Below are 19,441 nucleotides of genomic sequence, written 5' to 3'. Positions count from 1 at the left end.
ATTTGTTTTCGATCTTCCAATTTTCAGGTTCATCCAGTTTGCAGGTTCATCACGGCATATACCCCGGGGAAAACGCATCCCCAGTGAGAGAGGTTCACCATGATTACACCGGGATTTTTCGGCCTTTATAATGCCCACCGTGGACTCATAGCGGCTCAAAACGCCCTGAGTACTATTAACCACAACGTCTCTAACGCCAACACGCCGGGGTATAGTCGCCAACGGGTCGACTTAATGGCCTATAACGCCTATGCCTTTCCCAACAACTCCCAACTGAATGCCGGGCAAATTGGGCAGGGCCCAATTTTGCAGCAAGTGACCCGTATGCGAGATCAGTTTCTGGATGCCCAGTTTCGCCTGTCCAACAGTGCGCTGGGGCGGAATGAATCCACCCGGGATGTCCTCAAACAACTGGAAGGCATCCTGAATGAGCCCTCCACCAGTGGGGTGAATGATGCCCTGCAGAGCTTTTTTGATTCCGCGCAGGCCCTGAGCGTTAACCCGCAAAACGCCGCCGTGCGCTCCACCTTTGTGCAACAAGCGCTGGATCTGGTGGATGTTTTTCAGCAACAGGCCTTGCAGCTCTCCGATCTGCGGCAGAATCTGGTGGGCAGCCCGCTATCGCCGAACAGTTTTGGAACCAGTCAGCTGGCCATTACTGTGAGCGATATTAACCAGAAGCTGGCCAGCATTGCCGCCCTGAACCAGAATATTGTCAGTATCAAAGCCTCGGGCGCGGCACCCAATGACCTGCTGGATCAGCGGGATAAGCTGCTGGATGATCTCTCCAATCTGGTGGACATTGATGTGACCTATTACGACAATGGCCAGATTGATTTGAACATTGCCGGACAAACCATGATACGAGGCGTCAATCAACTGGATAGTCTGCAAGCCCTGGAAAATACGGGTGCCGCCCCTACACCGGATGATGTTCCGGCCCTGGTCAGCACGGTGAATGGGGGCGTGGTGCTGAATGATGGCACGGGTGATGAAATCACCAGCGGGAAGATCAAGGCCATTCTGGATATGGGGGGTAATGATCCCAACCTGAGCAGCGTGCGCAACCTGATGGGCAAGCTGGATACCCTGATGGGCACCGTGGTGGATCAGCTGAACATTCTGCAGGTGGGTCAAGTCGCCCCGCCCCTGCCCGCCGGTCGGGATCAGAACGGGAACCTGGCCACGGATGCTCTGTTTCTGAATGATGCCACGCTCAATCCGGGGCAAACCCTGAATATCTTCCACTGGAAGGTGAATCCGGCCATTCTGGCCGATCCCAAGCTGATTGCGGCAGCCATTGATGACAGCACCGTGGCGGGTGGGTTTGCCGGGGTGGGCGATGGTCGGAACGCTTTGGCCATGGCGCAACTGAAAAATCAGACCTTTGCCAATCTGGGAACCGGGCTGGTGGATTACTTTAACAGCACCACGGCCAAATTGGGCATTGATTCTCAAAGCTACAAAAACGGCAGCCAGAACCAGAAGAATCTGAATATGTCGGTGGAGCAGCAACGCCAGTCTATTTCCGGGGTGAATATCGATGAGGAAACCATTGATCTGCTGCGTTATCAGCGCATGCTGGAAGCCACCTCCAAAACCATCAGCATTCTGGATCAGGTGACCCAAAGCATCATCGGGCTGGTCAATTAAGGCCTGTTAATGCCCGAGAATATCGGACCAAGGGCAGTTTGCCCGAGAAGATTTGACCAAGGAAAACTGTAAGGACCTTCCGCCATGAGTATCAGCCGCATCACCACCAGCTACATGAGAAATCAGGCCCTGGGCTACCTGAATACCAACATGTCCCTGCTGTCCTCCTTGCAGCAAACTTTATCGTCCGGGCAAAACATAAACGTTCCCTCGGACAATCCGGTGGGTTTAACCCGTATTCTAGCCTTATCCAATACCCTGAAAACTGATGACCGATACAGTAGCAACATTCAGGATTCCATTGCCGAGGTGAATACCGCCGATAATGCCATCAGCAGCATGGTGGCTCTGGTTCAGCGGGCCCAGGAATTAACCACACAGGCGGCCAACTTTACCAACAATCAGGACGGGCGAAACGCCATTGGGCTGGAAATTGACCAGATCATCAACCAGCTGGTGCAACTGGGGAATACCGATATTGGTGGGAAGTACATTTTTGGCGGGTTTAAAACCGATGGCCCTCCCTTCAGCCGCACCGGCGATGATGTGACCTACACCGGAAATCCCGTCACCGAATCGTGGGAGCGGGAAGTGGAAATTGCCCGAGGCGTCAAGGTTACCATTAACGTGAATGGGCAGGATATGATGGGCAGCAGCGCGGTGACTGCCGGTCCACCGGTCACTGTGAGCGGTTCGGGGATTTTTAGAACCCTGGTGCAACTGAAACAGAATTTGGCCGACGCCAGCAACCCGTCTCAATTGGCCGATATCCGCACCCGGCTGGACGAAATGACTGCGGATATGAATACCGTTCTCAGCAAGCAATCCATCATCGGGGCCACTTCAAACCGATTGAGTTTGACTCAGGATCGCATTGATGAGCGCAAATCCATTTTGACCCAGGAATTTGCCAGTATTCAGGACATTGACATGCCCGCCCTGATTTCCAATATTAACCAGCAACAAAATGTGTTTGAAGCGTCCCTGAACATCACGGGACGACTGATGCAAACCAGCCTGCTGAATTACCTGCGGTAGTTCAAATCCGGATTCAGAAGCCCTCTGGAAAGCTGAACTTTAATTTTTAAAGGCGTCCGGGTATTGAATCGGGTACAATAATGTCACGTTCGTTAAACCAGACTGAGTAAATCATGCGTAAAACCCTCTTTCCCCTGGCCTTTATTTTGACCTTGGCACTCTCCGGCAGTATGGCGCCTCAGGCTTTTTCAGCAAAGACCGTCAGTCCCTCCGCCCCTCATTTAGAGGTGAGCAAAGCCGATCTTCAGGATGCCAACGCGGTGCAAGAGGTGTTGCGTGATTTGATGACCGCGTCCAACCGGCATGATCTGGAAGGTGTGCTTAAGCATTACTCGCCCAATTTTTCCAGCGGGGACAGTTTGAGCCTGTCCGACATTCGGGGTCTGATTAAAGACACCTGGCAGATGTTCCCGGACATCAAATACAGCAGCCAGATCACCGAAATTCGCATCAACGGCAAGTGGGCCACGGTGGAAAGCCTGGATACGGCCACCGCCACCGCCAAAGTGGACCCGGTGGTCAGCACCAAGCCCGGCACCATGAAAAGCCGCTCCCGCGGGATGTTGTACTTGCACCGGGTGGGTAAAACCTGGGAAATTATCAGCGACGCCACCCTGTTTGAAAAAGCCACCATTACCTATGGCCCTTTTGATGGCGTGAATATTGATGTGGAAACCCCCGAGCAGGTGTTCGCCGGAGACTCTTACACAGCCAAAGTACAGGTGGATGTGCCTGCCGGTAACATTGCCTTTGCCACCCTGACCCAGGAACCGTTGACCTATCCGCAGCACAGCAGCAAGGACAAGTTCCGCACGTTATCCGCTGAAAAAACCGACTTGGAGCGGATTTTCAAGGCCAATGCCACCAGTAACAACGAAGTGGTCACGGCCACGGTCGGCTTCACCGAAATCGGGCAGGATGATCAGGAACGCCCCACCATTAACCTGAAGGGGATTTTAACGGTGGTGAAGCGGGTTAATGTTATTCCCAAAAGCACCTACAAGGTGGAAAGCCCTGAGCAAGGCGTCACCCGAACCACAGCGGATGGCAAAGTCAAGGTAGAGCCTGCCGTGCAAGCCAATCCGGCGGATGACAGCGAGGAAGGGCCCATGGACATCGAGCCGGAGAGTCCTCAGGAATAGTCGCCACGTCGCAGTAACGCTTCCGATAAGTCTTGATACACGATGATAAACAGCAGCCGTTGGAACCTGATTTTCTGGATTGTTTGTTTTGCGTTGCTGGATCAGGGGAGTAAATGGCTGGCCAAAGCCTATTTATCGCCGGGGGTATCGGTGCCCATCATCCCGGGGGTTTTTCAGCTCAGTTTGGCCTTTAATACCGGTGCCGCCTTTAGTTTGCTGCGTCATCAGCCCCAGTTGCTCAGCGCGTTTACCTCGGTGTTGTTTATTGTTTTGCTCACTTATGCCCTGTCCCGCCGCCAGCTTGCCAAAGGTGAACCATTGGCCATGGCCCTGATTTTAGGGGGAGCGCTGGGGAATTTGGTGGATCGGCTGACCACCGGGCGGGTCACCGATTATTTTGATGTAGTGGCCATCCACTACCCCATTTTTAATGTGGCCGACAGTTTTATTTTTGTGGGCGTGATTTTAATGATTGTGACGGTTTTTAGAAGCGCGCCCGCCAACGATTCCACGGCTGGTACCAATGCCCATGAACCACCCGCTCAATCCTGATGGCACGGGCACCCAGCACAGCCTGCTGATTTCTGAAGAAGATCAGGGGGAGCGGCTGGACAAGCTGCTGGCCAGTGAGCTGGAAGAATTCTCGCTGTCTCGGGAGCGTCTGCAATCGCTGATCAAGGACGGTCAGGTGCGGGTCAATGATCAACCGGCCCGGAAGGCTTCTCTGCGATTGAAAGAGGGCGATCGGGTCACCATCCACATCCCGGAAGCCCGGCCCATTGCCCTGCAACCCCAAGCCATTCCGCTCAGTGTGGTGTTTGAGGATGATCAACTGCTGGTGATCAATAAACCCCGTGGCATGCTGACCCACCCCACGGGTCGGGAGCGGGAAGGCACACTGGTCAATGCCTTGCTGGCCCATTGCGGGAGTAGTTTGTCTGGCATTAACGGGCAAATCCGTCCGGGGATTGTGCATCGGCTGGATCGGGATACCTGTGGCTTGCTGATGGTGGCCAAAACGGACGCCGCCCACTTTCATTTATCGGCCCAACTGAAAGACAAGACCGCCCGCCGGGACTACCGGGCCATTGCCCAGGGCAAGTTTACGGAAGACACCGGCACCGTGGACGCCCCCATAGGACGGAATCCCAAGCACCGGGACAAAATGGCCATTTTGGAAGACGGGCGGCATGCCGTTACGCATTGGCGGGTGCAGGAGCGCCTGAATGACAAGTTCGCCCTGCTGGAACTGAGTTTGGAAACCGGACGAACCCATCAGATTCGAGTGCATATGAGCCATATTGGACACCCGCTATTCGGTGACCCACTCTATGGCAGTGGCCTGGAGAAAACCCTGAAGCTGAAAACGCCGGGCCAGATGTTACAGGCCTTTCGTTTAAGTTTTATTCACCCCAGTGGGGAGCGGTTGACCTTTGAAATTCCGCAAGACCCTGAAATCAGCCGTATGTGGCGCTTACTCTCCGAGAAAGTCAACGGGGGTGGCACAAGCGTTTTTCCAACGGTTTGTGAACAATAAAGGCTCCAATGATTAAATTGTCAGTCAAAAAATTGAAACTCGAATTGGTTTCAGGCAAAATGAGCGCATCCATGCTTTTTCCCTTTACTTTGCTTTTTACATTCAATTTCAACTGCGAAGGCGGTGCGAAATGCTGAAAGTCCAAAAATTGCTTCTGAATCTGCTGGCCCTGCTGTTGTTGAGCGCTGCCCTGCTACTGGTGTTTCAGAATATGGATATTCCCGAGCAGCACGTCAAATTTTTAGGGGGCACCCTGATTGATTTGCCGCTGGGTGCCTTGCTGGCCATGGTAGCGCTGATGGTGGGCGCCTCTATCCTGCTGAAAGCCTGGGAACGCACGCTGGATCTTGGCAATCAGTACAAAAAAATTAATCGGGATTTGGAACGCAAGGACGTTTCTCGCGAAGAGGCTGAAAGCAAGGTCAAGGTTCTGGAAAATAAAGTGGAAACACTGGAAAAAGCCCTGACTGCGGCCATTAAAAGCCAGCAATCCCCATAATATTTTGACGAGGACAAGGTTTCACCTGAATCCATGAAAGCCATTATCGAAGTGACCGGGCAGCCCGGCTCCGGCAAAACCAGCGTGGTTATCAGCCTGGGAGAAGAGTTGACACCCGCCTCCGTACTGTATATCGATGCCTCCCCGGATCGGCAACTGACCGAGGCGTTGGCCCCCACCTTGCCGGAACTGACCCTGGGCCGACTGGTTTCCGAGCATTCAGCGGCGGCCCCCAGCCGGGAAGCCGTGGACTGGGTCTTTCAGGACCTCACCGTTTCCGTAGGGGAGGAGCAGGAACTGCTAACGGTGGGTGAATTGCCCCTGACACTCAGTGAAATTCAATTGCAAAAACTGCAATACGGCCTAACCCGGCTGATTGAAAATTACGATTACGTGATTCTGGATGGACATCATCCGGTTTTGCACGGGCTCCTGCCGGAAGAAACCCTGCAATTGCTGGACATCGTCATCCCTCGGGATTTTTCAGGTTGGCGCCTGACCAATGGACGAGCCTTTGTGCGAACCCCGGCCCTGATTCTCAACCAGTACGGCAATCAGGATCTGCCCGCCTCGCTGGAAGAGGCTTTGCAGGCCCAGCAGATTCAACTGATTGGCAAGCTGCCCCACTACCCCTCTGAGGAAGAGCGGGCCCGTCAGTTTTCCACCGCCTTTGGAGATTGCCTGCTCAGGCTGAATATTCCCCTGCACCCGCACGCACACTAAGCCACCCGGATCGGTTTTTAATCCCCCATGAACGTATCCCCCGTTTTTTTACTTGGCTACTTTGTGGTCATTCTGCTGATCGCCCGGTTTTTTTCCCGGCGGGTGGAAACGCTGAAGGACTTTTTTCTGGCCGGACGCCAAATGGGCGCCTTTCCGGTGGCCCTGACCCTCGCGGCCTCCTGGTTCGGGGCTTCCTCCACCATGGGCTCTATTAATGCCTTTCATCATCAGGGCCTCAGTGGGGCCTGGCAGTTGGTGTTGCCCTCTGTACTATCCTTTGTGGCCATTACCCTGTTTATGGCCAAGCCCGTGGCCAGGCAGTCATACCTGTCCCAACCGGAAGCGGTGGCCGCATACTACGGCAAACCGGGGCGCTTCCTGCTGGCCTGCATTATTTTGGCCGCCACCACCACCCTGATTGGCTCCCAGATGGTGGCCGCCGGACAACTGTTTCACAGCGTGTTCGGGCTGGATTTGGTGTGGGCCACCGTTCTCAGCACCCTTGCCGTGGTTAGTTACGCCATGTGGGGCGGGTATTTCACGGTGGTCATTACCGATATCGCCCAAATGGTGTTTATTGTGCTGGGTTTCCTCATTTTGCTGGTGTTTACGGCCACCACGGCCCTCCCCGATGCGGCTGCCTGGCAGCATTTTTTGAGCCATCAGCCGCCCCACTTCTGGGATGTTACCCACGGCTGGCAGCAAAATATTTTTTTGGTGATTACCTTTGTGCTGGCCTGGTGCATTGCCCCGGAAATGTGGCAGCGCATGTCCTCCACCAAAAACCCGGAGCTGGCCTTTAAAGCCGGATGGCAAGCCTTGTGCGTGATGGTGCTGTTGTTTTCCATCATCGTGATCATCGGCCTGCTGAGTACCCGGATCATCGACCAAAGCGACGCGGTACTCATTGATCTGGCCTTGAAAATCCCGGTGCCGTTTTTCAGCGCTTTGGTCTTACTGGGCTTTTTATCGGCGGTCACCTCCACCATGGACTCCTCGCTGAACGTGGGTAGCCTGACCCTCACCCGGGACATTTATCAGGGCTTCCTGCGTCCCCAAGCCAGCAACCAAGAGCTAATTCGGGTCAGTCGTATCGCCACGGTGTTGATGGTGCTTCCGGCCATGGCTCTGGCGCTGGCGTTCAAGGATCTCATCCACATTTTGTGGATTTCCGCCGATATTTACGCCTCCGGCATGTTTGTGCCGGTGGTGGGCATGTTGTACCTGAAGAATCCGCCCAAGTGGAGCGGGGTATTGGCCATGGGCTTTGGCATCAGCGCCGTCATCCTCAGCGCCCTGACCCAAAACGGTATCCTGCCCAATGTGCTGGGGCTGCCCGGCTGGCCGTATTCCACCCTCATTGGCATTGGCCTCAGCGGGTTGGGCTTTGCTCTGGGCTATGCCTGGCAGCCCGGTCGTCTCAATCTGCCCGAACGGCAGGACTCCCAAACGCAGACTGACGACACTGAAAACGCTCCGGTCACGGCCTTGGCGGACTTGGGCTAGTTTAGCTGCCTTCACTCACAGGCCACTGGCAGGCCACGGGGATGGGGGTTGACGAAACGCGGGCGCATAGGACTGCACCGGGGGAAGTCGGTGGGGAGAGGCTCCGTTGCCTAGTCGCCCCTGCGCAAAGTAAAGCGCCGCAGACGCAGACGAAGAAGGCAAAGCCCCCATCAACGGTTGAGGGATAGGGTAAGAAACGGACATTAAACGTTGAGCTATCATTGCATCTTGTGCTTCCGGTGCTTCCGGCTTGTTTTTTCGATTCAGGGCACGGTTCACGCCCCACAGCGCCCCGGTCAGCAGGGCCAAATACCCGGACAGGGCCGCCGTGGACACCAGCGCAGTCTTTTTCAGATTTGGCTGGCCGCCGGGCAGTAAGTGCTGATCCACCTTGTTTTGCAGCCAGCGAATGGCCGTGTTGCTGGATCTGGCCCCGGCCAGTTCAGCGGCCTGTTCCTTTAAGGTGCCTTCCAGCAGATTGAGTCCTTTTTGCAGGCTTTGGGGGTTGGGGCAAGCCGCCTTCAGGATGGCGCGGGCCTTTTGCTCGGAAATGTTTTGCTCCAGCCCTTTTTCCTGCTTCAGGAATTTACAAATCAGCTCGGTACTGACATAAGGGCGCACAAAGGCAAAGCCGATAAAGCTCATGGCCACCCCGCCCACGATCATGGCCACTTGCTTGCTGGATTCATCCAGTGTGCGTCCATTGTTATCGAAAACCCGGTTCAAGGCCTCCTTGGTCAGCTCCCCGCCGCCAAAATAACTGAGCAGGCCAATGGTGCCGCTGATAAACTGGCGCACCACCTCGTTGACCTGCTGGTTATACTTCACCAAGGGCAATTTGCTAGAGCCGCCCATTTTCCAAAACACCACCAGCGGGGTGATCACGTTGGTGACCACCGGGGCCAAGCCATTCAGCCAGTACACAAACCGGGCCTGAGCCGGTGAAAGCTCCGACTGTTTTGGGACATGAGACAAAACAGGTGATGACATGGCGTTTCCTTCGCTGGCATTATCCAGAGCAGGTTCAAGGGTTTCACCGACCAGACGGTGCTCTCAGCCAGCTTGACGCCAGCACCCCGATATCTTTAACCATCAACTTACTACAAGCCTCTTATGATCTCAAGCCTGCAAAATGTCGGGCCTTTCATTTTCGGACCTCTCTCATTTCCGGGTTGATGCCTGAAGCGGGGCCTTGTTTTTGATTCCGGCAAGTTTGGAGTATGATAGCAGGTGTAGCACATGCCTCATCTGCCATTGCCTCCTCCAATTGTCCCCTGATCCGATGCCCACAGGCCAACCCCAAAAAGGAAATGCCCCGTGACTTCCCCAAACCCCACTCCCCGCTTGATCAAAGCCTGCCGTAAAGAAACGCTGGACCGCCCCCCAGTCTGGCTGATGCGCCAGGCCGGACGCTATATGCCTGAATACCGGGCCGTGCGGGAAAAACTGAGCTTTCTGGAACTCTGCAAAACGCCGGATGCGGCGGTGGAAGTGACCATGCAGCCCATCAACGCCTTTGGTATGGATGCGGCCATCATTTTCTCTGATATTTTAATTCCCCCGGAAGCCATGGGCATGGAAGTGGTCTTTGGCGATGGCGGCCCCCAGTTCCCCAACCCCTTGCGCAGCGCCGCCGATGTGGATCGCCTGATTATTCCTGATCCGGTGGAAAAAACCGGCTTTGTCATGGAAATTATTCGGCGCATGCGACAAGAACTGGCCAGCCATCCCGATAAGGCCCTGGTGGGCTTTGCCGGTTCTCCCTGGACGCTGGCCACTTACATGATTGAGGGCGGCGGCAGCAAGCACTTCGCTAAAATCAAAGGCATGATGTACGAATCGCCGGATGTACTGCACCGGTTGCTGGGCAAACTGGCCGAAACGGTCACCTTGTACCTGAACGCCCAGATTGAGGCGGGCGCCCAGGCCGTGCAACTGTTTGACACCTGGGGCGGCATTCTGAACGAAGCCGATTACCGGCGCTTTATTCTGCCCTACCATCAGCAGATTATCCGCAACTTAAAGCGGGATGAGACGCCGGTCATTTTATACGTCAACAACAGCCGGGGCATTTTGCCGCTGATGGCCGAAGCCGATCCCGATGTGATCAGCATTGACCCGCTGACGTCCATCAGTCAGGCCCGACAGATTGTGGGCTCCCGGTTCGCCCTGCAAGGCAATCTGGATCCCATCGCCTTGTTCAGCAGTCCGGAGGTCTTGAAGCCACTGGTGCAATCCCTGATCGCCGAAGGCGGCAACCAGGGCTACATCTTTAATTTGGGTCACGGCATTTTGCCGCCCACCCCGGTGGACAATGTGCGCTTGCTGGTGGATCTGGTGAAAGAAAGCGCCCTGACACCCGCTCACTCTTAAACTAAAAGACGAAACGCAAGGATCTCCGCATGCAAAGCATGGCATCCAAGGCACTGTTGCAGAAATACAACACCTCCGGCCCCCGATACACCAGCTATCCGACGGCCCCGGTGTGGCAGGACAGCTATAATGCCGTCGCCCACGAAAAAACCATTCGGGACACCAACCAGCCGCCCGGTAGCAATCCGCATCCGTTGTCCTTATATGTGCATTTGCCCTTTTGCGAAAGCCGCTGCCTGTTTTGCGGCTGCAATGTGGTCATCACCCAACAGCGGGATCAGGCTGAAAAATATCTGGGTTACCTGTTTAAGGAAATGGAAACCATTGCCAACTGGATGGATCGCAGCCGCCCAGTGGTGCAGTTCCACTGGGGCGGCGGTACACCCACCTATTTGTCTGAAGAACAAATGGCCCGCCTGTTTAAATTCCAGACTGAACTGTTCCAGTTGGCTCCCGGCGCTGAAGTGGCCATTGAGGTGGACCCTCGGGTCACCACCCCGGTGCAGCTTGAATTACTCAAGGAATTGGGCTTTAACCGCATCAGTCTGGGGGTGCAGGATTTTAACTCGCAGGTGCAGGAGGCCATCCATCGAATCCAGCCACTGGATATGACCGCAGCCACCACCGAGCATTGCCGACAACTGGGCTTTGAAGGGCTGAATTTTGATTTAATCTACGGGTTGCCCCATCAATCGGTGGAAAGTTTTGAAAAAACCGTGCGAGAGGTGATTCAACTCAGCCCGGATCGCATTGCCCTTTATAGTTACGCCCATGTGCCGTGGCTCAGCCCCCACCAGAACCAAATCCCGGAAGCGGCCCTGCCGGAAAGCGAAACCAAGTTCAATATTCTGCAAACCGCCCAGCAACTGCTGACGGAAGCCGGTTACCTCTACATCGGTATGGATCACTTTGCCAAACCCACCGATGAACTGAGTCTGGCCCTGCAAAATGGCAACCTGCACCGCAACTTTATGGGCTACACGGTGCAGCACGGCAACCTGCCCAGCGATTTATACGGCTTCGGGGTCAGCGCCATCAGCGGGTTGCAAGGCCAATTCGCCCAGAACTGGCGCAAATTGTCCCAATATTACGAGGCCATTGAAGCCGGACGCATCGCCACCATGCGGGGTTATGAACTGAGCGCTGAAGATCGCTTGCGGCAAGCGGTAATCCTGGCCGTTTTGTGTCCCGGAAAAATCAGCTACAGGGACATTCAGCAACGCTTTGGCGTGGATTTTCAATCCCACTTTGCCGATGCCTTCCCCAAGCTGGAGGACATGGCCGCCGATGGTCTGGTGGAACTGACCGAAACCGGCTTGAGCGTGACGCCCTTGGGCCGCCTGTTCAGCCGCAACATCGCCATGCCCTTTGATGCTTATTTGCCCCAACTGAGTGGGGACAAACCGACTTTTTCCAAAACGGTTTGATGGTTCACGTTTGATTGCCAAGGAGCTTCCACATGAGTTCACCGAAAACCGGCATTCTATTTCTCAATCTGGGCGGCCCGGACAGCCTGGAGAACGTCAAACACTTTCTGTTCAACCTGTTCGCCGATCCCGATATTATTAAATTGCCCCTGTCTTTTATTTTTCAAAAGCCACTGGCTTGGCTTATTTCCACCAAGCGGGAAGAACTGGCTCAGGAAAATTACGAGATCATGGGTGGCAGCTCCCCCATTCTGAAATATACTGAAGCGCAGGGAGAGGCCCTCTCGCGGGCGCTGGCGGAAAAAGGCTACCCGGATCTGCCGGTGTACATCGCCATGCGCTACTGGCACCCTTTTACGGAAGAAGCGGTGGATGCCATGGTGAAAGATGGCATTCAGCGGGTGATTGTAGTGCCCCTGTACCCGCATTTCTCCTACACCACCACTGGCAGTAGTCTGAACGAGCTGAAACGAGTTTTGGATCAAAAAAACGTGCGGTTTGAACTGCAAGTGGTGCCGCCGTATCACGATCATCCCCTGTATTTAGAGGCCATGCGGGAGTGCATTGAGGAAGGGCTCAATAGCAACCCGTGGACGTGTCCCAAGGACGAGGTGCAGATTCTATTCAGTGCCCACAGTTTGCCGGTGAAGCACGTGAAGCGCACCAAAGATCCGTATCCCGAGCAGATTTACGCTTGCGCGGAAACCATTGCCACCCGCTTTTTCCCCAATAATCCGTGGGAATTGGCCTACCAGAGTCAGGTGGGTAAAATGCCCTGGCTGGGGCCAGCCACGGAAGGCGTGCTGCCCTATTTTGCCGCCAATCACCGGGACAATATTTTAATGGTGGCCCTCAGCTTTGTGTCCGATCACGTGGAAACGCTGGTAGAGATTGATCACGAGTACATTCCCCTGGCCAACGAGTTGGGGATTGAGCATTGCTACCGGGCCCCCTCGCTCAATACCAACGCCAGCTTTATTCAAGCCCTGTGCGAGTTGACGATTGATCAGCTGGAGAACAAGCCGGGGAATGCCGCTGAGTTTTCCACCTTTCCCGAGCTGATTCAAGCGCAGGCCAGTGGCTAACATGCAATCCGTGGATACCCTGATTATTGGGGCGGGTCTGAGTGGCCTGACGGCTGCGTATCGCCTGCATCAACAAAACCGATCGGTGATGGTGCTGGAAGCGGCCGACCGGGTGGGTGGCTGGATTCAAACCCACCACGAGGGGGGCTACACCTTTGAGGGTGGCCCCAATACCTTCCCCAGCACGGCGCAGGAACTGATGGACTTGTGCCGGGAGTTGGGTCTGGAACCTCAGGCGACCCAGGCATCGGCCAGCAAACGCTACTTGTACCTCAATGGCAAACTGACCGCTTTGCCCCAAAAACCGTGGCAAGTCCTGACCACCCCGGTGCTGTCCCCTTGGGCCAAACTCCGATTGCTGAAAGAGCCGTTTCAGCCGAAATGCCAAGCCGATGACATGAGTGTGGCCGGTTTTCTAACGCACCGGGTGGGGCGAGCGGTGGTGGAGAATCTGGTCGATCCCTTTATTAGCGGCATTTATGCTGGCAATGTGAATACCCTGAGCATGCCCGCCGTGTTCCCCAAGCTGTGGCAGTGGGAGCAGGAGTATGGCAGTATTTTTAAGGGTTTGCGTCATCGTCCTAAAAAAGAGCCCACTCAACCCAAGTCCAAAATGCAACTCATGAGCGTAGCGGGAGGATTACAAACCCTCACCCACCGTTTGGCCCAAGCCCTGCCCGCCCACGCCATTCGCTTGCGGTGCCCGGTTCAAGCCATCGAAAAAGCCGACGCCACGACCTATCAAGTCAGACTGAACGGCGGGGAAATCTTGCAGGCACAGCACATTATTCTGGCCGTGCCTGCCTTTGTGGCCGCCGCCTTACTGGACACCCTAAGTCCCGATGCGGCAAGCCTGCTCCGGCACGTTCCCTATAGCAGTTTGGCGGTGGCCCATTTGGGCTTTCGGGTTGAACAAATACCCCATGTGCTGGATGGCTTTGGCTGCCTGATTCCCCGCAAAGAGAATATCCCGCTATTGGCCGCTATTTGGGCCAGCAGCCTGTTCCCGGAGCGAGCGCCTCAAGGGCATGTGCTGCTCAGTAACTTTATTGGGGGCGCCCATTATCCTGAAATTCTGAAGCAAAAGGCGTCCCAAATTCAGGGGCAAGTCACCCGGGATCTGCAAACGGTCTTCCATCTCAAAGGTTCGCTGGAGCCTGTGTTTAGCCACATTCAGCATCACCCCAACGCTATTCCGCAATACAACTTGGGGCACGTGCAACGCATCGCGGGCATTGAAGCCGTACTGCAAAAGCACAAAGGCTTGCATTTAGCGGGGAATTATCTCCATGGCATTGCCCTGAACGCCTGTGTGCAATCCGGCACGACTGCTGCCCAAGCCATTCTCACGCAAAGCCCATAGCGTTATAGGCAGCCCTCACGCATGCCACTTCCTCTGGACTGCATTGATACAGTTGAAAAACCTGTTTATTCAGCCTGTTCAAAAGCGTTTTGCGTTCTAATGCTGATACAGGCTGGGCCAATTTTTGGCTGATTGTTGCCAGCGTTTCTATCGCTGCTTCCGTAACGGAGGGCGGCTGGGGAAACACCTGCAAGACGTCTTTATCAATTTGCAGCCGCTGCCCTTTGCGTTTTTGATGATACAACCAGAACCAGCCCAGCTGGCTGTTCAGCAGGGCTGTCCAGAAATGCGCTTGTCCTGCATTCTCGGGTTGCAAGATGTAAAAGCCTTCAGACACATAAGCAGGGTGTTCCACCACGGCAAAGGCGGGATAGGGCACTTGCCGGGGGCAGAGTGTTTTGCAAGGGTTTTCAAACCAGTGGGGCTGCCGGGGACGATGCAAACCATAGGGCTTGAAGGCGGCGGTCAACACGGGGGCAAAACGATCGAGATGGGCCCGGAGATTGGAGTAGCGATCAGGATGTGTGGCTATTTTTTTCCGGGCTGGGGCATCGGTGTAAATCAGTTGGTACAACGCCTTGTTTTGTTGAAATCCCTGAAAGGGTAAAAAGCCGGTGGGTCCATAGTAGGGCTTCAGCAAAGCCCGTTCAAAATCGTTGAAAGAGAGCGCTGCCACTTCCGCGTCCGTCAGCAAAAAAATGCCCGCATCCTGGGAAAATTGGGCTTGAAAGGATGGCGTTTGCTGCCGCCAATCCGATTTTTTCAAACGTCCCTGGGGCAGCACAATGCCCTGCTGAATGGCTTTTTCAGGAATTAGTGTGTGCAAGTCGGATAAGCGATGGAGGAGATCGATGGTCTGTTGTTCGCCCACTACAAATTTTCCGGAACGGGCATCGTTTAATATACAGGCCGCCGATAGCCCAGACTCAGAGAGGCTTTCTACCGTCTCCGCTGTTCCCCATTGGATGGATTGCCTGCTAGCCTTCTCGACGTTCTTAAGATTTGACAACGATTTCTGCCAAAGGAGCAACGAGGGATGATGACCGGGTGCGTTTTTAAAAATGGGACTGTCCCCAAAACGCCATAATTGCCGGAATCGCCCTGTTTCCCACAGTAGCGTTCGCAGCGACTGGCTACTGGTTCGCTGCATCCAGTAAATGGGCAACACGTAAGCCAGTTGTCCGTTGGGCGAAAGGTGCTGAATGGCCCAGGCGGTAAAGGCGTCGCAGACATCCATTTTGGCCTGATAAAAATCGGTGTGCTGAAGTGCTTTAAAACGTTCAGCCTGCTTGCGTACTTCCGAGACAAACGGTGGGTTGCCCACAATAAACTGCCAGCGCAGGTCTGGAAAGGGCGAGGCGTTCAAGGTATCCGCCGCCATCAAAGTTGCCGCCATCAAATTGGTATGAGTAAAAAACGATTCGTCCGCACGGTCTTGGGCCTCAAGCCAGTGGGCCCATTGCCACAATCGGCATTCGGTTATGGCCACGCTCAGCGGATCAATGTCGATGCCGTATAACTGATGCCGGATGGCGAATTGGGCGTTACCCTCAATGTGGATGGTCGTAAATTGCTCTTGAAGTCGCTGATAAAATTCGCTGAGGCACTGTAAAGCGGCCACTAAAAATACCCCGGTGCCACAAGCCGGATCGATCACTTTCACCCCCTGAACCTCGTCCACCAGTGTTTGCGCTGCTTGCACCTGATTTTCTAAAATGGCCCCTGCAATGGCCTGATAGCGCTGCTGTAGAAAAACGCCCAGGGTTTGCCGTACCAGATAGCGGGCCATGGGCTCCGGGGTATAAAAAACCCCTTGCTGCAATTCGCCCTTTTTTTTGCGATTTTGTCGGGCCAATCGCGCCTGGGTTTGCTCATACAAAGCGACCCAATGGTCATCGGGTTGTGGCCATATTGCCTCCCAGCCTTGCCATTGGGAAAGTCGCAATCCGGGCGGGATGTATGAAATCGACGATGGATTGTTCTCAGAAATCGTTGGGGTCAACTGGCTGAGCATGCTTTGCCAGACCAGGGCGGAAAGGTTGTCAGGGTGAGAGTCGGCATGGAATGGCAGTGGGGTGGTGGGCATCGTGTTATTTTACGCCATATCCGAACGGAAGAAAATAAAAAACCCTTTTAGGCTTGGCCACAAAAGGGTTGAAAGAATGAGCTTGTGACGCGAACGAAGAGCCACTGTCCGCCCACAAAGAAAGAGAGAGAGAGAAAGAAAGTAAGTAAGAGAAAGAAAGAGAACCATCCATAATGATGTTGCATCTCCGGGGCCACGCATGCCGGGAGACTCGGCCAAAACCAGTGGGCAAGGTCAACTTGCCCGACTGATTCTGAACCGCTGCTGCTTGCCGGGAAACCCTTTGGGAGTTCCTGGCTAAACTTCCACACTGTTCAGTCCAATCGCCTATTTCCTGATCATTCAGATGACATCAAGCCGGGAGGGGCTTGCCATCCATGCTTGTAGCTCAGCTCGAAACTTAATTCAAAGCTCAATTAAATCGTGGGAAAAATCCAGTGGATGAATTGATAGGATGGATTTATACCATCTGGGCCTGACGAACCACTTCCAGAGCCGCAGTGGGCCTTGGCTCCCCAATAAACAAGGCAAACACCTCGTTGGAGACCTCATCCAGCAGGGCATCCATATCGTAAGACACTTTTATTTCGGTTAAACCGTTCACGGTAGAAACGAAATTCAACTCACCATAAACCAATGCTTTGGCATTCGGAAAATATTCCATACAACACAGCCTCTCTAAACACACACTCACTTCACTCAAAGCCCGGGGATACCAACCGGGGATACCCCATGGATGGGTTCATCACCAGCCCGGTGAACCTCTCCACTGATCTCATATTACAACAATAGAAATTAAAAACAATCATTTAGAATGAAGAGGCTCGGTTCGCTTTTGTGGCCATCTATCCAGCCGATAAAAAACGCATATCTTCCGCTGCTTTGCTGGATATGCCAATCTCTCCAAATCCCCTGTTTTTGGATACAAGTTTTTACTTAATATGTGTAAATAATTGTGGGCAACTGCCATTAGTCTGGATTGATCAAACTGCCTCAAGGGAGCATTGGGGCATTTTTGAGGTAAGGCGGCCTTACTTTTTTCAAACGTGCGGATGGACGCAAGCCCTTCTGCAGGTATGTGACGGAAGGTCAATTTTTTCTCCCGGATAGTTTTTATCCTAATACGCAAATTGATACCTGTCTTTGATTGCTATTCCGTGTGGGGTTCGGCCAACCGAAGCCCAATTGAGCCCATAACCCTGGGACTGCCCATGATTGCTGAATCAACTGTGCTATCAGAGATCCATCATCCTTATCAGTTACAAAGCTTTTTCGAGTGTTGGTGGCAGTACCTGTCCCCCAAGTTTGACATTGTGGATGTCCACCACAATCTGGCGATTCATCGCCGTGAAATGTGCAAGGGCGTTGCGCTGAAGGAGCTTCGTTACGCAGGGTGGAACAATGCCTGGTCTCAGGATTTTGACCAGCGTTGCTACGAGCAATTTGCCAGCCTGCAGCCCCAAAGCCAGTGGGATTATTTGGCGTTAACCTGGCCGGAGAGTCGCCGGGCGTTTCAGCGGTTTGAGTTATTGACGGAACTGGGGCTTGAAATATTCCAAAAACCCAGTTCCACCGCTTATTGGGTTGATTTGCACCATGGCTTCGATGCTTATTTGAGCCAGTTGAGTGCCGCCAAACGGAAGGACATTCGTCGCAAACTCAAAAAATCGGAAGCGCTGCATCCTGAGCTGCGGCGTTTTTCAGGGATTGATGGCATTCAGCAATTTTTTTCCCTGTTTTTTAAGCACCATCTGGCGTACTGGACACAAAAAGCCGGACATTCCTATTTTAGCGATCTCCGTGAGCGGGACTTCATCGTGGCATGGGCACAAGCGCTGGAGGAACAGGGCGCTTTGCTTCTGGAAGGGTTTTATCTGAACGGTACTCTTACCAATCTGACCATGAATATTCTGATGGGCCATACACTTTACTCCGTCATGACCATCAACACCGGAGAGTATCAGGAGTTCGCTCCAGGTTTGCTGAGCCTGTACCACCGCATGGCAAGGGCTACGGAGTATAACATACTGCAAATCAACCTGGGAGACGGGGAGCATGGCTACAAAGCCGGAATTGCCAACCGCACCGATCCCTATTACTCCCTGTTATTGGCCAACCCGAAATCAATCCGGGGGCAGGCATACGTGAATTATGTCAAATATAAAACGTTAAGCCCAATCCAAATACCGGAGATAACGGGCATTTCTGCGAAAATTCCAGACCTCGGGCGTTTGTTTCTGCCCGGCTTCATTCCTGGAGGGGCGGTTGCGTCGCTTGTTTCTGTGGCGTAAAAGCCAGGCCCCATCTATCACTCAATAGACGGGGCCGGAGAAGGGGGCATGGCGGGGCATTGTATGGTTACTGCTGGTGGCAGCTGCATTGCGGGCCACATTCGCACGGATCGCACGTGCAGGGATTGCAGTTACACTCTTTGGTTTGTTCAGCCTGGGGCATGAAACTGCGTACTAACAGGTTTTGCATGAGTTTTCACCTCCTTTCTCTTGAGTGTTATCTTCCAGACAATTCAGAATGGGGCAATGATCCACGCTGCCGGTGCCGGAACAGGCCGAAGCCAGATCCTTCAAAACGTTTTTCATGGCCTGCAAGCTCTGGATTTTGGCTTCAATCGCCTCAATTTTATGCTCGGTGAGGCGTTTTACCTCACTGGCAGAGTGATCGGCGTTCAACTTGAGGGCCAGCAGCTCTTTCACTTCCTTCAGGGAGAAGCCCAATTCCTGGGCCTTTTTGATAAAGCGCACCCGCTTCACATCATCGGGGTGATACAGCCGATATCCCGCCTCGGTGCGGGTGGGTTCCGGCAACAAGCCCTCTCGCTCATAATAACGGAGTGTTTCCGGGTTCACGTTGGCCTGCTTGGCCAGTTCTCCAGATTTCAGGGAATGCATGGGGGTGTCCTCCGTATGAACCTACTTTAATCCCTGTACCTTGGTACGGGGTCAAGGGTACGGAGTCAAGCCCTGAAAACGAATTTCTTTTCGCATCCCAAAA

Annotated in this window: 17 protein-coding genes and 1 riboswitch; of the genes, 13 read left to right on the top strand and 4 right to left on the bottom strand. The window is 53.9% G+C overall.

Annotated elements, in window-relative coordinates; all coding sequences use genetic code 11:
• The first annotated feature begins 99 nt into the window (after positions 1–99).
• From flgK to DF283_RS00190, 8 genes are all read left to right on the top strand, one after another.
• Positions 100–1,653 carry a flagellar hook-associated protein FlgK gene (gene flgK / locus DF283_RS00225; RefSeq protein WP_303672571.1) on the top strand — a complete coding sequence of 518 codons (1,554 nt, stop codon included), beginning with the start codon at positions 100–102 and terminating at the stop codon, positions 1,651–1,653.
• Positions 1,654–1,737: 84 nt separating this feature from the next.
• On the top strand, positions 1,738–2,691 hold the full coding sequence (flgL, locus tag DF283_RS00220; RefSeq protein ID WP_303672569.1) for a flagellar hook-associated protein FlgL: 954 nt from the start codon (positions 1,738–1,740) through the stop codon (positions 2,689–2,691).
• A 113-nt stretch (positions 2,692–2,804) separates the two neighbouring features.
• The gene (locus DF283_RS00215; protein ID WP_303672568.1) at positions 2,805–3,833 is read left to right on the top strand and encodes a Cif family virulence factor; all 1,029 of its coding nucleotides are present in this window, start codon (positions 2,805–2,807) and stop codon (positions 3,831–3,833) included.
• Positions 3,834–3,875: 42 nt separating this feature from the next.
• Positions 3,876–4,385, top strand: coding sequence for a signal peptidase II (gene lspA / locus DF283_RS00210; protein WP_303672567.1), 510 nt, complete (start codon positions 3,876–3,878; stop codon positions 4,383–4,385).
• Complete coding sequence (locus DF283_RS00205; RefSeq protein ID WP_303672566.1) at positions 4,363–5,370, top strand: RluA family pseudouridine synthase; 1,008 nt, start codon at positions 4,363–4,365, stop codon at positions 5,368–5,370. The genes lspA and DF283_RS00205 overlap by 23 nt, the downstream gene beginning before the upstream one ends.
• Before the next feature lie 130 nt (positions 5,371–5,500).
• Complete coding sequence (locus DF283_RS00200) at positions 5,501–5,869, top strand: hypothetical protein (protein WP_303672565.1); 369 nt, start codon at positions 5,501–5,503, stop codon at positions 5,867–5,869.
• A gap of 33 nt (positions 5,870–5,902) precedes the next feature.
• Positions 5,903–6,592, top strand: coding sequence for an ATP-binding protein (locus tag DF283_RS00195; RefSeq protein ID WP_303672564.1), 690 nt, complete (start codon positions 5,903–5,905; stop codon positions 6,590–6,592).
• 27 nt (positions 6,593–6,619) lie between these two features.
• Positions 6,620–8,098 (top strand): sodium:solute symporter family protein, encoded by a 1,479-nt coding sequence (locus DF283_RS00190; RefSeq protein ID WP_303672563.1) that lies wholly within the window; start codon positions 6,620–6,622, stop codon positions 8,096–8,098.
• 15 nt (positions 8,099–8,113) lie between these two features.
• On the opposite strand, the gene DF283_RS00185 is transcribed toward DF283_RS00190, so the two are convergent.
• Entirely contained in the window at positions 8,114–9,088 is a 975-nt protein-coding gene (locus DF283_RS00185; protein WP_303672561.1) for a hypothetical protein, read from the bottom strand.
• Positions 9,077–9,187: riboswitch (TPP riboswitch) on the bottom strand. Its footprint overlaps the gene before it by 12 nt.
• A gap of 228 nt (positions 9,188–9,415) precedes the next feature.
• On the opposite strand from DF283_RS00185, the gene hemE reads away from it, so the two are divergent.
• From hemE to hemG, 4 genes are read left to right on the top strand one after another with little or no spacing between them, the layout of a single operon-like run.
• A complete protein-coding gene (gene hemE / locus DF283_RS00180; RefSeq protein WP_303672560.1) occupies positions 9,416–10,471 on the top strand; it encodes a uroporphyrinogen decarboxylase in 1,056 nt (351 codons plus the stop codon).
• Between the two features lie 29 nt (positions 10,472–10,500).
• Positions 10,501–11,898, top strand: coding sequence for an oxygen-independent coproporphyrinogen III oxidase (gene hemN, locus DF283_RS00175; protein WP_303672558.1), 1,398 nt, complete (start codon positions 10,501–10,503; stop codon positions 11,896–11,898).
• Positions 11,899–11,930: 32 nt separating this feature from the next.
• Positions 11,931–12,983 (top strand): ferrochelatase, encoded by a 1,053-nt coding sequence (hemH, locus tag DF283_RS00170; protein WP_303672557.1) that lies wholly within the window; start codon positions 11,931–11,933, stop codon positions 12,981–12,983.
• Between the two features lies 1 nt (position 12,984).
• On the top strand, positions 12,985–14,346 hold the full coding sequence (gene hemG, locus DF283_RS00165; RefSeq protein WP_303673088.1) for a protoporphyrinogen oxidase: 1,362 nt from the start codon (positions 12,985–12,987) through the stop codon (positions 14,344–14,346).
• Here hemG and DF283_RS00160 read toward each other — a convergent pair.
• Positions 14,330–16,432, bottom strand: coding sequence for an Eco57I restriction-modification methylase domain-containing protein (locus DF283_RS00160; RefSeq protein WP_303672556.1), 2,103 nt, complete (start codon positions 16,430–16,432; stop codon positions 14,330–14,332). The genes hemG and DF283_RS00160 overlap by 17 nt on opposite strands.
• A gap of 460 nt (positions 16,433–16,892) precedes the next feature.
• Positions 16,893–17,096 (bottom strand): hypothetical protein, encoded by a 204-nt coding sequence (locus DF283_RS00155; protein WP_303672555.1) that lies wholly within the window; start codon positions 17,094–17,096, stop codon positions 16,893–16,895.
• A gap of 547 nt (positions 17,097–17,643) precedes the next feature.
• Here DF283_RS00155 and DF283_RS00150 point away from each other — a divergent pair.
• A complete protein-coding gene (locus DF283_RS00150) occupies positions 17,644–18,723 on the top strand; it encodes a GNAT family N-acetyltransferase (protein WP_303672554.1) in 1,080 nt (359 codons plus the stop codon).
• Positions 18,724–18,897: 174 nt separating this feature from the next.
• Here the strand turns inward: DF283_RS00150 and zntR are convergent, their stop codons facing one another.
• Positions 18,898–19,338, bottom strand: coding sequence for a Zn(2+)-responsive transcriptional regulator (gene zntR / locus DF283_RS00145; RefSeq protein WP_303672553.1), 441 nt, complete (start codon positions 19,336–19,338; stop codon positions 18,898–18,900).
• Between the last annotated feature and the right edge of the window lie 103 nt (positions 19,339–19,441).

This window comes from Vampirovibrio chlorellavorus (assembly GCF_003149375.1).
GTDB lineage: Bacteria > Cyanobacteriota > Vampirovibrionia > Vampirovibrionales > Vampirovibrionaceae > Vampirovibrio > Vampirovibrio chlorellavorus_B.
This window is presented reverse-complemented; position numbering and strand designations above follow the sequence as displayed.